We start from the raw sequence: 13,561 nt of genomic DNA, 5'->3' as shown, positions 1-13,561 counted from the left end.
CTCGCTCCGCTCGTTCACTCCTCGCGCTCACCCGCTGCCCTTTCGTTCGCGACTGCGGGGCTCACTCGCTCCGCTCGTTCACTCCTCGCGCTCACCCGCTGCCCTTTCGTTCGCGACTGCGGGGCTCACTCGCTCCGCTCGTTCACTCCTCGCGCTCACGCTGAGGGTCCGAAGCGTTCGGTTCTGACCCGCGCCGGTTCGTGACCGAGCCCGACGAGGATGTCGGCGACGGTCTCGACGAAGCCGGTGGGGCCGCAGACGAAGCAGTCGGGCGCCACCTCGGGCGGCCAGCCCTGGCTCTTCAGCTCCGCCACGCCGAGGCGCCGCGGCAGGCCGGGCCACCCCGGCGGCCCCTGCCGCGTGTAGGCGTACGCCACGTGCAGCCCCGGATCGTCGCGGTCCCGCTGGCGCAGTTCGTCGGCGAAGTAGATGTGGCGGGGGGTGCGCACGGAGTAGATCAGCCGGAACGGGGCGCGGCTGCCGACCGCGCGCCGGGCCCGGACCATCGCCATCAGCGGCACGATCCCGGAGCCGCCGGCGACGAGCACCACCGGCGCCGGGTCGGTGGGCCGCCAGACGAACCAGCCGCCGGCCGGGCCGCGGATCTCCACCGGGTCGCCGGTGGCGAAGACCTCCGCCAGGTACGGCGAGACCTCCCCGTCCGCGACCTTCTGGACGGTCAGCTCGATCCGGTCGCCGTCGGCGGGCGCGGCGAGCGAGTAGCTCCGCTCGGCCTGGTAACCGTCGGCGGCGGTCAGCCGCACGTCGACGTGCTGCCCGGCGAGGTGGCCCGGCCATTCAGGCACCCGCAGCACCAGGGTCCGGGCGGTGGGGGTCTCGTCGCGGGCCCCGACCAGCTCGGCCACCCGCCAGGGCAGCCGGGCACTCAGTCGCCCTGGTACCGCTGCTCGCGCCACGGGTCACCGTAGTCGTGGTAGCCGGCGCTCTCCCAGAACCCCGGCTCGTCCTCGGGGAGCAACCGGACGCCCCGCACCCACTTGGCCGACTTCCACAGGTAGAGGTGGGGTACGAGCAGCCGGGCCGGGCCGCCGTGCTCGGGTGTCAACTCGCCGCCGTCGTAGCGGTGGACGATCCACGCCTGCCCGTCGCGCAGATCGGCGAGCGGCAGGTTGGTGGTGTAGCCGCCGTAGGAGCACACGAGGGCGTACGCCGCGTCGGTCTGCACGTCGGCGAGGAGGGTGTCGAGAGAAACCCCCTGCCAGGACGTGCCGAGCTTGGACCATCTGGTCACGCAGTGCAGGTCGACGGTGGGGGTCTCCGACGGCAGGGCGAGTAACTCCTGCCACGACCAGCGGTGGTCGAGCCCCGTCTCCGTGGTGATCACGAATTCCCACTGGTCCACCGGGACGCGCGGGGTGGGGCCGGCGGAGAGGACCGGGAAGTCCTCGGTCAGGTACTGGCCCGGCGGCAGGGTCGCCTCCGTCTGCCGGGGCCGACCGCGGAAGCCGGGTGACACGATGCCCACCCGACAGTCGTACCACCGGCTCGGCGGCGATGTGCCGCAGCGGCCGATTTCCGTGTCCGCTGCGGGGAGCTACAGCTCGAACAGGTCGCGCATCGCGGTGCCGAGCCGGACCATGCTCGCGCCGGTCACCATCCCCAACCGCTCGGCTCCCGCAGAGGCGCGCAACCGCCGCATCCGGTTGAGGACCACGACGCCGGAGAGCGGATCGGTCTCGGCGAGGGGAACGGCGAAGGGCGGCAGGTCGACGCTGCCCCGCTGGCGCACGACCGGCGCGCAGAACGGCGAGGCGCTCGGTCGGTCGTTGTGGGCGCTGCCGGAGAGGACGACGACGCGGTATCGCAGGTTGCCGCGCTCGCCGATGGTCCAGATCTCGCCCCGGTTCACGCCGCTCCAGCCAGGTCGGACCAGCCGGACTCCAGGGTGTCGGCGAGCCGGTCGAACCCGTCGAGCTCGTCGCGGACGTCCGGGTTGGCGGCGAGCCATTCATCCTGGCGGCGCCCGGCGTCGCGCAGGGCCTCGCGGCGGGCGGCCCGGTCCATCCATGCCGACAGGCTCATCCCCTCGTGCTGCGCCGCGGTCCGGGCGCGAGCGAGGGTGTCAGCCGTGAGGCTGAGGGTCACCTTCTCTGCCATACCGGTGATGGTACAAGTGGTGGTACGACCCGACGTGCTGCGCCTGCGCTCAGGCCACGAGCTGGTTGCGCCCGCGCCCCTTCGCGACGTAGAGCTGACGGTCGGCCGAGTCGAACAGATCCCGGCCGGTCATCCCCTGGTCGAGCGCGGCCACCCCCATGCTCAGCGTGACCCGCAGGCCCGGCGCGAAGTCGTCCCACTGGCGCGCGGCGACAACCCGGCGGATGCGTTCGCCGACGCGGGCGGCGGTGTCCAGGTCGGTGCGGAGGAAGAGCGCGAACTCGTCGCCGCCGAAGCGGATCGGCACGTCGTCCTGGCGGCAGTGCGCCTGCAACACGCCGGCGACCTCGCGCAGCACCCGGTCCCCGACGCCGTGCGAGTAGCGGTCGTTGATCACCTTGAAGCGGTCGACGTCGACGAGGAGCAGCACCACGGCACCGGCGGGGACCTCCCCCTCGACGGTGGCGATGTGCCGATCGAAGAGGCGCCGGTTACCCAGGCCGGTCAGCGCGTCCTGCGCGGCGTCGCTGTCCGCGCGGGCGCGCTCGGCTTCGAGCCACACCCGCTGCTTGGCCTGTTGCAGCATGGACCGGCGCTCCATCCGCAGCCGCCACAGATGCCGCGCGTGCGCGCGCAGCGCCGCGAGCATCGCCTCGGCCGCGTCGCCGGGGAACTCGGCCGCGGCGAGCACGGCCAGTTCGTACTGGGAGAGCAGCCGCTGGGTGGTGTGGCCCGCCTGGGCCGACAGCTCCTCGGCGGCGATGAATTCCCGACGCGCTTCGCGCAACTGGCCACGGCCGCGCAGCGAAACCCCGTACGCGAGGTGGATCAGCCGGGCTTCGCGGAACTGGCCGGCGCTGCGCAACGGCAGGATCATCGAGGTGCAGAGCTCGATTGCCTCATCGGTCTCGCCGATCTTGGCCAACCCGAGCGCGAGCAGCGCGGCGGCGAGCGGCGAGTCCCCGTCCGGGCCGTGGCCGCGGTAGACGGTCACCCAGTGGCGCGCCAACTGCGCGGCGCGGGCGAAACGGAGGCCGGCCTCGTCGACCAGCCCGATCTGCTCCAGCCGCAGCGCCCACTCCAGCAGCAGTTCGGCGCGGAGCAGTTCGGCGGCGGCCCGGTCCTCGGTATCCGGTTCGAACGCCTCCATCACGGCGCGCGCGCACTCGTCGGCGAGCTCGAAGAGCTCCACGGAGCGGGCGGCCTCGCCGACGGAGGAGAGCGCGGAGATGTAGCGGGGGTTGGTGCGCGGCGTCTGGTCGAGGATCGCAATGGCGTGCGCCAGGCGGTGCAGCCCCTCATCGATGCGGCCGAGCCGGATCAGGATGTCGCCCCGGTCCGCGAGGATCTTCGCCTCGCTGGTGCGGAAGCCCGCGGCACGGTGCCGGCGCAGCAGGGTCTCGTTGGCGACCAGCGCCTCGGGCAATCGGCCGAGCCCGATGTACGCGTACATCCTGGTCTGGATCAGCATGCCCAGCGTGCGCTCGTCGCCGAGCAGCGACACCACGAAGTCGTACTCGTCTGACTCGTGCAGCGCCTCGGTATTGCGGCCCTTCACCGTCAGCTCGTGCAGGCGCAGCGCCAGCTCGTCGAAGGATCCGAACGGCGACAGCGGAGCCGGCAGCTGCGGTTGGTCCGCCATCAACTCCTCCATCCGTGTCCTGATCTTCTCCGGTGCCTGTCGGCAGCTAACCACCTCGGATGAGAAAACTGTCGAAGCGGTTCGGCGACGGGCGAAAAAACGGCTCCCCGCTTCCCGAGGAGCGGGAAGCGGGGAGCCGGGACGGATCGGATCAGTGGCTGAAGGCCTGGAACTCGGCGACGCGGACCTGGGTCCGGGCGGGGCTGGCCGTGGCGCAGTCGGTGGGGTTGGCGGGGTCGTCGTCGCGCTCCCCCGCGTAGTGCGGTCCACCGGTGCACTGGCTCGCGACCACCTGCAGCCGCAGGTGGGTGACGAACGTCGGCAGGATGGTGAAGGAACGCAGATTGATCTCGGGCGTGAACGCGCGGTAGGCGCCGCCGGGGAAGGCGTCGGAGCTGCTCTTGTACACCGGACGGTAGTTGGCGTCGGCGCCGCAGTCGGCGAGCTTCGCGTTGCACGCCAGGACGGTGAAGGAGCGCAGCGCGGAGAGCTGGTTCTGGCTGGCCGGGTCGGCGTCGCCCGGGATCGCCGGACGCAGCATCGCGCTGACGTTGACCCGCCGGACGAGCTGGGGACGGTCACCGGCGAGCGCGACGGTCACCTGCTTACCGGCGACGCCGTCCAGCGACGCCCAGTTGGTGGCCTCGGTGTCATCGCCGATCTTGTCGAGGTTGACCCCGTCCCCCGAGACCACCGCGCCGGCGGCGACCGAGGCGAGGTTGCGACTCACCGTCACGTCGAGCCGCTCCTTGCGGCCCGCCTTGAAGCTCTCGGTGAACCGGGCGTGTCCGAAGCCGGCTCCGACCGCGAGGAACGGGAACTTCGCGTTCGGCACGATCTCGAACGTGTCCGGCAGCGGGGTCGCCGGGTCGGTGTCCGCGATCGGCATGGCCCGCGCCTCGTAGTCGCCGACATACAGCCGGATGACCGCGTCGGTCTCGCGCTCCGGGCGGAGGGTGACCACGGCGTTGGCGGCCCGCGGCGAGGCGAAACTCGGCGTCGGGTCGGTGTCGGCCGCGCCGTTGGTCACCGCGTCCCGGCCCATGCCCGATTCGGCGAAGGCGTTCCAGATGAGGTCCTGGTTCGCCCCGTCGAAACGGACCAGGTCTGCGGCGAGCATGTTGTCGCGCATGTCCAGCATGCTGACCTGGCTCGCCGCCTGGAGCAGGAACGAGTCGAAGACCAGCTGCGACCAGCGGCGGTTGCCCGGGCACTTCTCCACGGCGATCTTCCCCTGCGCGCAGGCCTGCTGCGTGGAGGTCTTGCCCGGGCCGTACCGCTCGACGAACGCGGACCGGATGCGGAAGTTCGTCGCGCCCCAGATCTCACCGTCGGCGTGCACGGCCGGGCCGGCGGTGTTGTAGCCGACGTCGGAGTAGTTGAGCGGGCTGCGGCTGAGGTCGTAGTTGCGGATGCCGCTGTTGGTGTTGCCGGTGACGTAGCCGCCGGTGACGAAGGGGGTCCGGCCGGGGGCGCGCAGCCCATTCTGGAAGAGGTACTCCGCCGCGAGCAGATCGCTCCACGACTCGCCCATCGCGCCGCCCTGGTGACCGCTGATGCCGGTGTTCGGCCCGGCGATCATGCGGTTGGTGATCGCGTGGGTGTACTCGTGGCCGATCACCGTCATGTCGTAGTCGCCGTCGACGCAGGGTGGGTAGGGGCCACCGGCGGTGGGCTGCCACAGGTACATGTTGGTGGTCGGCATCGCGCCGTCGCGGGGGGTTGCCTGGTTGGCGTTGTTGCGGTTACCGCTCAGCGCCCCCTGCTGCGCGCGTCCCTGCTCGGCGTCGCCGCCGAGACCGTCGGGACCGAGGTTGACCGCCTGCATGTTCCACGTGGACTCCGTGAAGCCCAGGTGGTAGGCCCAGTCGTGCATGCGGTTGTGCATGGCGAAGAGGTTCGCGACCGCGGCGTCGGCGTCGTTGCGCTGCAGCGACTGGAACACCTCGGAGTTGCACCGCGCCTGGTGCCACTGGTCGGTGAAGGGGTAGATGTAGTCGCGGGTGGGGCTGGTCGTGGCCGGCACGTTCGGGGTGCCGGCGCCCCAGGCGACGACGTTGCTCGCCGCGTTGCCCCGGCTGGTGTTGGTGGGCGCTCCGGTCGTCAGGTCGACGTCCCAGGCCTGGCCGCTCGCCGGGTCCCTGACCAATCTGTCACACTCGCGCGCGGCGCTCAGACACCACAGGTCCCGCTCGTCCCTGCCCGGGATGACCCTGCTCGGCGGGGTGGCCGGAAAGACCGCCCACCGCGGGTTCTCCGAGTCGAAGTCGACCAGGTCCTCGCGGACCAGCACGGCACCGGTACGGGCGTCGACGAACGTGGTGAACGCGCTCGCCTCCGCGGCGTTCGTGGAGATCACCGTGACCTCGTACGCCGTGCGCGGCCCGTCCAGGGGCGTCGGGACGGCGACCTGGCGGATCCCCCTGGTCTCGATCTGGCCGGCGGTGAGGCCCGCGTCGCGCAGCGCGATCGCGTAGGCCTCGTCGGCGGTCAGGGTTGCGGGTGCGGGGCTGCCGCTGTCGCGGGAGAGCGACGAGCTCACGTGCAGGATCGCGCCGTCCTTGACGGTGATGGTGACGAGTCCGTCGTGACCGGCGGGGAGCGCGCCGAAGCGCTGTCGCAGCGTGACCACGGTGCCCGCGCCGATCGGCCGGACCAGCACGCGCTCCATGCCGGCCACGGCCGCGTCGTCCAGCCCGAACAGGTCGCGGTTCTGCACCAGGTACCGGCGGGCGGCGGTCTCCGCGTCGGCGGGGAGGCCGGTGGCGAGCGGGGTCGTGCCCGGGCCGAGGGCGTGCGGCGTGCCCAGCGCGTTGAAGCGCACCCCGTCGTCGACGCGGTTGGCGAGCGCGCGCTGGCGGGAGCTGGGGCTGGCCGTACCGACCCGGTTGTCCTTGTCGCGCGGGCCGTGCCCCTCCGCGTACGAGTCGACGTTGCCGTCCTGCCCGTGCGCCGCCCCACCGCCGCCCGGCGCGGCGCCGGCCGCGGTCCCGCTGGGGACCATCCCGGCGAGGACGATCGCCGCGGCGAACGCGGGCACCACCTTCCATTGTGGTCTTGTGGACAATCTCCGGCCCGGTCTGCGCAAGGGGTCCTCCTTGATGGGAGTGCGTAGCAGCCGACCGGTCCGGTCGGCTCGCCAGCACCGCGTCGATCAGACGTGCGAATACGTGAATATCAGACCCATCAAGATCATGGCAAGAACTCTTTCCTTACCGTCGTGATCCCCCGTCCCCCACCGGCGACGCCGACCCGGAGCGCAACCACCGCCCCGACCCGTCCGCCCATGGTCGGACTCCGATGAAGTGGCAACGACCGGCCGCGACGGCGCGCGCTGGTACGCCGCCGCGCCACGCCGCACCCGGGGTCCCCCGCGGTGGCCGCCGACGTCACCGCGGTGCTCGCCGGCGGCGACGCTCTGGCGCGGCTTCGTCACGGCGTCGCTCGCCAGCGAACCACCGGTCGCGTTTCCCGGCCCCGCGTACGTGGGGCGCACCGATGTCGGCGACGCGTTGGCCGCGCCGGTCAGGACCGGTGCGAGCGGCCGGGAGACCGGCTCCGGTCCGGACGGTCCGCGCGGCGCGGAACGCCCGCACGGTCCGGAGACCGGCACCCCGACCGGTCATCCATCCCGCCCGGGTGAGAAGCCCGCCGACGCGCTCCCGCTCGACAAGACCAGCCCGGGTGCGTTTCCGACGCCGGACGCCCCGGAGCGACCCCGGCCGCCCCGCCCCGGCCGTCCCGGGAAGCCCGGCCAGGAGCCGAAGCCCCGCCTTCCCGCGGCCGCCGGTCGGCGATGAGGAAAGATGGCCTGTGGTTTGTCGCCCATCAGCACAGGAGGACTCCGCATGGAGAAGCCCACAGTCGGTCCGATCGAGGGCGCGCCCCCGGCCGACCTCGTCATCGAGGAGATCACGGTCGGCGACGGCCCGGAGGCGCGGCCGGGTCAGGTGGCCACGGTGCACTACGTGGGCGTGGCCTTCTCCACCGGCCAGGAGTTCGACGCCTCGTGGAACCGGGGAGAGCCGTTCAGCTTTCCGCTCGGCGCCGGTAGGGTGATCGGCGGCTGGGACCAGGGTGTCGTGGGCATGAAGGTCGGCGGCCGCCGTCGGCTGGTCATTCCGCCGCACCTGGGCTACGGCGACCGCGGCGCCGGCGGCGCGATCAAGCCGGGCGAGACGCTGATCTTCGTCGTCGACCTGCTCGGCGTGGAGTAGACCCTCCCGGCACGCTCGTGCCCGTCGATCAAGGACGGATTCACACGGAATGATCTCCGATCATGTGAACCCGTCCTTGATCGGCGGGGTATTCCTCGATCGCGGTCGACCCGGCGGGCTACCGCGGTGCGGCCCGGGACAGGGAGAGGCTGAACAGGCCGGCGGGATCGGTCCACCAGTCGCGCAGGGCGAATCCCGCGGCGGCGAGTTCCGCGGCGAGTCCGTCGCGGCGGAACTTCGCGGACACCTCGGTGAGCAACTCCTCCCCCGCGTCGAACTCGATCGTCTCGTCCAGCTCCGGCAGCTTCACGGTCATCGCCCGGTCGGCGCGCAGCCGCATCTCGATCCACTCGTTCACCGGATCCCAGCGCGCGACGTGGTGGAAGGCGGCGGGGTCGAAGTCGGCCCGGAGCTGACGGTTGAGCACGTGCAGCACGTTGCGGTTGAACTCCGCGGTGACCCCCCGCGCGTCGGCGTAGGCCGGCACCAGCACGGCCGGGTCCTTCACCAGATCGGCCCCGAGCAGCAGCCACTCCCCCGGCTCGAGCAGGTCGCGCAGGTCGGCGAGGAGCCGCGCGCGCGGAGCGGGCAGCAGGTTGCCGATGGTCCCGCCGAGGAACGCCACCATGCGGGTCCCGCCGCGGGGCAGGAACCGCAGATGCCGGGTGAAGTCCCCGACGACGCCGCGCACCTGCAGCGCCGGATAGTCCGCGGTGATCGCGGCGACCGACTCGCGCAGCGCGGACTCCGACACGTCGAGCGGAACGAAGGTGCCGAGAGTGCCGTGCGCGCGTAACGCGTCCAGCAGCAGCCGGGTCTTGTCGGAGGAACCGGACCCCAGCTCGATGAGGGTTTTCGCGCCGGTCCGGGCGGCGATCTCGTCGGCCCGCGCGGTCAGCACGGCCCGCTCGGCGCGGGTCGGGTAGTACTCGGGCAGTCGGGTGATCTCCTCGAAGAGGACGCTGCCGCGGGCGTCGTAGAACCACTTGGGCGGCAGCCATTTCGGGCTCGCGGTGAGACCCGCGGCGGCGTCGACGGCGAGCATCCGTGCCAGGTCCCGGTCGTTCATGTGCACATCAAGGTCAGCGTCGTTCACTCCGGTCTTCCCCCGTTCGGTAACGCGATCACATCGAGCGTGGCCGTGCTGGCCACGATGAGCTGCCCGTCGGGCAACGGCGCCCACGCCGGATGCCCGTCGAGCGGCTCGGAGCTGAGCAGGATGGCGGCGCCGTCCCGGCGGGCCCACAGGGAGTGGCCCACGGTGGTGGCCGCGGCCGTGACACCGTCGGTGAGCAGCAGGTTCAGTCGGGATCCGGGCGCCGCCCTGCCGACCTCGGTGACCGTCTCCACCAAGGCCGTGGCCGGGCTGACGTTGGCGCGCAGCCGGTCCCGCACCAGCGCCCAGAGCAGCGCGGAGTCGGTGGGCGCCTCCATCGTCAGCAGGTCGCGCACCGGAAGGCGTCCGGCGAGTCGGGTGACCGAATCCGGCCAGCCGGCGATCACCCCGTTGTGGCTGAAGAGCCAGCCGGCATCCGTGAATGGCGCGACGGCGCTCTCCACGACCGGCATGCCGACCGTCGCGGAGCGAACCGCGGCGAGCACCCCACCGGACATCGTGACGGAGGCCAACTGCGCGAATCCGGAGTCCGACCACAGGGGACGGTCGCGCCGGAAACGGGCGGGGGGCGCGCCGGGCGCGGGATACCAGCCGACGCCGAACCCGTCGGCGTTGACCGTGCCGCCGCCCCGCATCTCCCGGGGCGCCCAGGACTGGCGCACCAGCGCGTGCGGCGGATCGAACAGCAGCTCGGATAGGCGGACCGGCGGGCCGAGATACGCGAGATGGCGGCACATCCGCTCAGTCCGCCTCCCCCGGACGGGGATCGCGGGCGCAGCGGAAGCCGCTGAAGATCTGGCGGCGGATCGGATGATCCCAGTTGCGGAAGGTGCCGCGGCACGCCGCCGTGTCGGTGCCGAAGGAGCCACCCCGCAGGACCTTGTACGACGCCCCGAAGAAGACCTCGGAATACTCCCGGTACGGGAATGCGGCGAAGCCGGGATAGGGGCCGAAATCGGAGCTGGTCCACTCCCACACGTCGCCGATCAGCTGGTGCACCCCCAGCGGTGACCGGCCGGCCGGATAGGCGCCCACCGGCGCGGGCGCCAGATGCCGCTGGCCGAGATTGGCGTGATGCGCGGCGGGGTCCTCGTCGCCCCACGGGTAGCGGCGCGATCGACCCGTCGGCGGGTCGTGGCGGGCGGCCTTCTCCCACTCCGCCTCGCTCGGCAGCCGCTTCCCCGCCCAGGCGGCGTACGCCCGGGCCTCGTGGAAGCACACGTGCACCACGGGCTCGTCGGGGATGACCGGCGCGACCCGGCCGAAGCGCCGGTACGCCCAGCCGTCGCCGTCGCGGCGCCAGTGCATCGGCGCGGTCAGCGCCGCCTCCATCCGGTGCCGCCAACCCGCCTCGCTCCACCACCGCGGGTCGTCGTAGCCCCCGGCGGCGATGAACCGGGCGTACTGCGCGTTGGTGACCGGCGCCGCGTCGATGAAGTAGGCCGGCACGTCGACCTGATGGGCCGGGCGCTCGTTGTCCAGTGCCCACGGCTCCGTGGAGGTGCCCATGGTGAAGGGGCCGGCGGGGACCAGGACCTCACCGCCGACCGGCACCCTGCGCGGCGGCGGTGGCGCGGCGTCGAGCACCGGCGCTCCGGTACGCAGTTGATGTGTCGCGAGCATGGTCTCGTCGTGCTGCTGCTCGTGCTGCACGATCATGCCGAAGGCGAAGCCGTCGGCGACGAGGGCGCGGCCCTGCAGTGGCACCCGGTCCAGCAGGTCGAGGACCTTGTCGCGGACGGTGCGCACGTAGGCCCGCGCCTCGCCCGGATCGAGCAGCGGCAGCTGTGGGCGATCGCGGCGCGGGTGCTGGAAGGCGTCGTAGAGGTGGTCGATGTCCTCACGGATCGGGGTGAGCCCACCGACGTCGCGGACCAGCCACAGCTCTTCCTGGTTACCGACGTGGGCCAGGTCCCACACCAACGGGGACATCAGCGTCGAGTGCTGTCTGGTCAGGTCGTCGTCGTCCACGGCGTCGGCCAGCATCGCCGTGCGCGAGCGGGAGGCCTCCAGCTCGTCGGCGATCCGGGCGCGCAGCTGCTCCATCTCCGCTGTCATCGCTGGAATTACCTCCCGGGGTCAACTGCGGGCGCCGCGGCCAGGCGGCGCTCGACGATCGCGGCGACCTCGTCCCGCAGCTCGGGCGGAAGGTCGGTGTGGGTCAGCGACCGGCAGGCGAGTTCCAGCACCGGCCGAGCGGTCGCGGCGAGCACCGGATCGGCCAGCCCGAGGCGGGCGGCCCGGGTCCATCTGCCGGCGGCCGGCGCGGCCAGGTCCAGTGCGCGGTCGACGGTGGTGTCGGTGGACATTGCCGCGGCGAGGACCGCGACCGGCGTCAACCACTCGCGTGGATGCTGCGCATCGAGGTAGCGCACCTCCAGATAGCCGCGCGGGCGCACCGGTGGGAACAGGGTGCTCAGGTGGTAGTCGAGGTCGTCGGTGGTCGGCCGCTGCGGGAGCGCGCCGCGGACCCAGTCCGCGAAGGTGACGTCGGGAGGGGCGTGCCACCCGCCGGTGGTGCGGCGTACGCAGAGCAGGGGCGCGGCGAGCGCGTAGCGCGCCCAGGCGCGGGCGGGATCGTCGGCGACCGCGACCGGCCCGGTGCGCTCGGGCCGCATGCTGAGCCAGGTGCGCATCCGGGCGGACGCCCAGCCGGTGTCGCGCCCCGCCTGGCGGGGTGACGTGGCGAAGGCGGCGATCAGCAGTGGCCCCAGCGCGTGCGCCGCAGCCCACCGTTTGGCGAGCTGGCCCGGCTCCCCCGCGTCGAGGCACACCTGCAGCCCCGCCGTGCTGCACATCATCACCAGGCCGTGTCGTCCTTCGCGCGCGAAGGCGCCGGCCATGGCGTCGTAGCGGGGGGTGGAGATGAGGCGTGAGGAGCCACGGTGCGGATCGATGCCGCTGGCGGCGAGGGCGAGGCCGGCGCGGCGCAGCAGGCCGGTCAGCCGCTCGAGATCGGATCCGGTGGTGGTGTGCAGCGCGTCGAGGGAGGCGAGCGGCGGGGAGGAGATCTCCACCTGGCCGCCGGGCTCCACAGTGACCGCGCTGCCGCCGGGAAGTGCCGTATGTGGACTGTCGGGATCGAGGGTGCGGGGGGCGTGCGGCCCGAGCGCCGAACGCAACAGCGTCGGATCGAGGGGGCGGCTCGGATCATCCGGGTCGTGCACCACCCACTCGAGTTCGGCTCCGATCAGCCGGGGTGGCCCGGTCTTGAAGCAGATCGACGCGACGTAGGCCTCCGCGTCGTCGACCGTGCGCAGCGTCGAATGCCGGTCGGCGGTCGGGTGCTGCTCCACGGGGCGCTGTGAAGAGATCGTCACGCGTCCTCCCTCGCGCGGCCCGAGCGGTGCCGGCAGGTCGGCAACCCGTGTCTCCGCCTGATCCGGCGGCACTGCCCGGGGCAGGGCGTCGTCGACCCCTAGTGAACCACGATCAACGCCAACCGCGCCGCCTTCCCGGCAGGCGACGTCGCCCGGCGGATTGAACCCGTCCCCCATCGGGGTATGAAACGGGCCGTGACCACACCTCCCCGCATCGCCGTCGTCGCCCACCGGAAGAAATCCCTCGGCGGCGGCCTGGACGAGCTGCGCCGGCTCATCATCGACGAAGGCGTCGACGACCTGCTCTGGTACGAGGTACCGAAGAGCAAGAAGGCGCGGAAGAAGGCCCGCAAGGCGGTCCGCGAGGGCGCCGATCTCGTGTTCGTCTGGGGCGGCGACGGGATGGTGCAACGCTGCATGGACGCGCTCGCCGGGTCGGACGCGGTGGTCGCGATCATCCCGGCCGGCACCGCCAACCTGCTCGCCAGCAACCTCGGGATCCCCCGGGACCTGCCCGAAGCCGTGCGGATCGCCTTCCACGGCGCGCGACGGCGACTCGACCTCGGCCGGCTCAACGGTGAGCACTTCGCCGTGATGGCCGGCGCCGGGTTCGACGCGGAGATGATCGGCGAGGCGGACCGGGACCTGAAGGACCGGGTCGGCCGGCTGGCGTACGTGTGGACCGGGCTGCGGCACATCAAGGACGGCTCGGTACGGACCACGATCCACGTCGACGGCCAGAAGTGGTTCGACGGGGACGCCAGCTGCGTGCTGCTCGGCAACGTCAGCACGATCACCGGCGGGATCCGCGCCTTCGACGACGCGCGCCCGGACGACGGATGGCTGCAGGTCGGCGTGACCACGGCCGACGGAGCGTTGCAGTGGGCGCGCACGCTCGGCCGCATGATCACGTCCCGCTCGGAGCGCTCGCCGTTCGTCCGGATCACCCGCGCGAAGAAGATCAAGGTCAGGCTCGACGCCTCCGTGCCGTACGAGCTCGACGGTGGCGACCGCGAGCCGACCCGGCGGCTGAAGGCGCGTGTCGTGCCCGACGCCATCACGGTCTGCGTGCCCGTTTCCGACTGATCGGTCAGTGTGGTCGGGGCTGAATCACGGTAGGCACGGAATCCCGACGGGCATGGAGCCG

13 protein-coding genes are annotated in these 13,561 nt (G+C 72.4%); 3 read left to right on the top strand and 10 right to left on the bottom strand.

The window, feature by feature from the left end:
* Window positions 1-155 precede the first annotated feature (155 nt).
* The 6 genes from AB0J06_RS11480 to AB0J06_RS11455 all read right to left on the bottom strand — a co-directional run bounded on the left by AB0J06_RS11480 (window position 156) and on the right by AB0J06_RS11455 (window position 6,800).
* Window positions 156-917 (bottom strand): ferredoxin reductase, encoded by a 762-nt coding sequence (locus tag AB0J06_RS11480; protein ID WP_357427280.1) that lies wholly within the window; start codon window positions 915-917, stop codon window positions 156-158.
* Window positions 887-1,486: a molybdopterin-dependent oxidoreductase gene (locus AB0J06_RS11475; protein WP_357427278.1), complete on the bottom strand. Its 600-nt coding sequence runs from the start codon at window positions 1,484-1,486 to the stop codon at window positions 887-889. The genes AB0J06_RS11480 and AB0J06_RS11475 overlap by 31 nt, the downstream gene beginning before the upstream one ends.
* 69 nt (window positions 1,487-1,555) lie before the next feature.
* A complete protein-coding gene (locus AB0J06_RS11470) occupies window positions 1,556-1,870 on the bottom strand; it encodes a type II toxin-antitoxin system PemK/MazF family toxin (protein WP_357427276.1) in 315 nt (104 codons plus the stop codon).
* Window positions 1,867-2,118, bottom strand: a complete 252-nt coding sequence (locus AB0J06_RS11465) for a hypothetical protein (RefSeq protein WP_357427274.1) — start codon at window positions 2,116-2,118, stop codon at window positions 1,867-1,869. Before AB0J06_RS11465 ends, AB0J06_RS11470 begins: the two co-directional genes overlap by 4 nt.
* Window positions 2,119-2,167: 49 nt before the next feature.
* Window positions 2,168-3,760, bottom strand: a complete 1,593-nt coding sequence (locus AB0J06_RS11460) for a GGDEF domain-containing protein (RefSeq protein ID WP_357427272.1) — start codon at window positions 3,758-3,760, stop codon at window positions 2,168-2,170.
* 151 nt (window positions 3,761-3,911) lie between these two features.
* Complete coding sequence (locus AB0J06_RS11455; RefSeq protein ID WP_357427270.1) at window positions 3,912-6,800, bottom strand: M36 family metallopeptidase; 2,889 nt, start codon at window positions 6,798-6,800, stop codon at window positions 3,912-3,914.
* Window positions 6,801-7,065: 265 nt separating this feature from the next.
* Between AB0J06_RS11455 and AB0J06_RS11450 the strand changes: the two genes are divergently transcribed.
* Both AB0J06_RS11450 and AB0J06_RS11445 read left to right on the top strand, forming a co-directional pair.
* Window positions 7,066-7,560 (top strand): hypothetical protein, encoded by a 495-nt coding sequence (locus AB0J06_RS11450; RefSeq protein WP_357427268.1) that lies wholly within the window; start codon window positions 7,066-7,068, stop codon window positions 7,558-7,560.
* Window positions 7,561-7,608: 48 nt separating this feature from the next.
* On the top strand, window positions 7,609-7,977 hold the full coding sequence (locus tag AB0J06_RS11445; RefSeq protein WP_357427266.1) for an FKBP-type peptidyl-prolyl cis-trans isomerase: 369 nt from the start codon (window positions 7,609-7,611) through the stop codon (window positions 7,975-7,977).
* Between the two features lie 118 nt (window positions 7,978-8,095).
* Here AB0J06_RS11445 and egtD read toward each other — a convergent pair whose 3' ends face one another.
* The 4 genes from egtD to egtA are packed head-to-tail and all read right to left on the bottom strand — an operon-like array spanning window position 8,096 to window position 12,414.
* Window positions 8,096-9,073, bottom strand: a complete 978-nt coding sequence (gene egtD / locus AB0J06_RS11440) for an L-histidine N(alpha)-methyltransferase (RefSeq protein ID WP_357427264.1) — start codon at window positions 9,071-9,073, stop codon at window positions 8,096-8,098.
* Complete coding sequence (gene egtC / locus AB0J06_RS11435) at window positions 9,070-9,831, bottom strand: ergothioneine biosynthesis protein EgtC (protein WP_357427262.1); 762 nt, start codon at window positions 9,829-9,831, stop codon at window positions 9,070-9,072. The genes egtD and egtC overlap by 4 nt, the downstream gene beginning before the upstream one ends.
* 4 nt (window positions 9,832-9,835) lie before the next feature.
* On the bottom strand, window positions 9,836-11,152 hold the full coding sequence (egtB, locus tag AB0J06_RS11430) for an ergothioneine biosynthesis protein EgtB (RefSeq protein ID WP_357427260.1): 1,317 nt from the start codon (window positions 11,150-11,152) through the stop codon (window positions 9,836-9,838).
* 8 nt (window positions 11,153-11,160) lie between these two features.
* On the bottom strand, window positions 11,161-12,414 hold the full coding sequence (egtA, locus tag AB0J06_RS11425) for an ergothioneine biosynthesis glutamate--cysteine ligase EgtA (protein ID WP_357427258.1): 1,254 nt from the start codon (window positions 12,412-12,414) through the stop codon (window positions 11,161-11,163).
* Window positions 12,415-12,609: 195 nt separating this feature from the next.
* Here egtA and AB0J06_RS11420 point away from each other — a divergent pair, with 195 nt between their 5' ends.
* Window positions 12,610-13,500: a diacylglycerol kinase family protein gene (locus tag AB0J06_RS11420; RefSeq protein WP_357427256.1), complete on the top strand. Its 891-nt coding sequence runs from the start codon at window positions 12,610-12,612 to the stop codon at window positions 13,498-13,500.
* The last annotated feature ends 61 nt before the right edge of the window (window positions 13,501-13,561 follow it).

The organism is Micromonospora sp. NPDC049679 (assembly GCF_040659735.1).
In the GTDB taxonomy this organism is placed as follows: Bacteria; Actinomycetota; Actinomycetes; order Mycobacteriales; family Micromonosporaceae; genus Micromonospora_I.
This window is presented reverse-complemented; position numbering and strand designations above follow the sequence as displayed.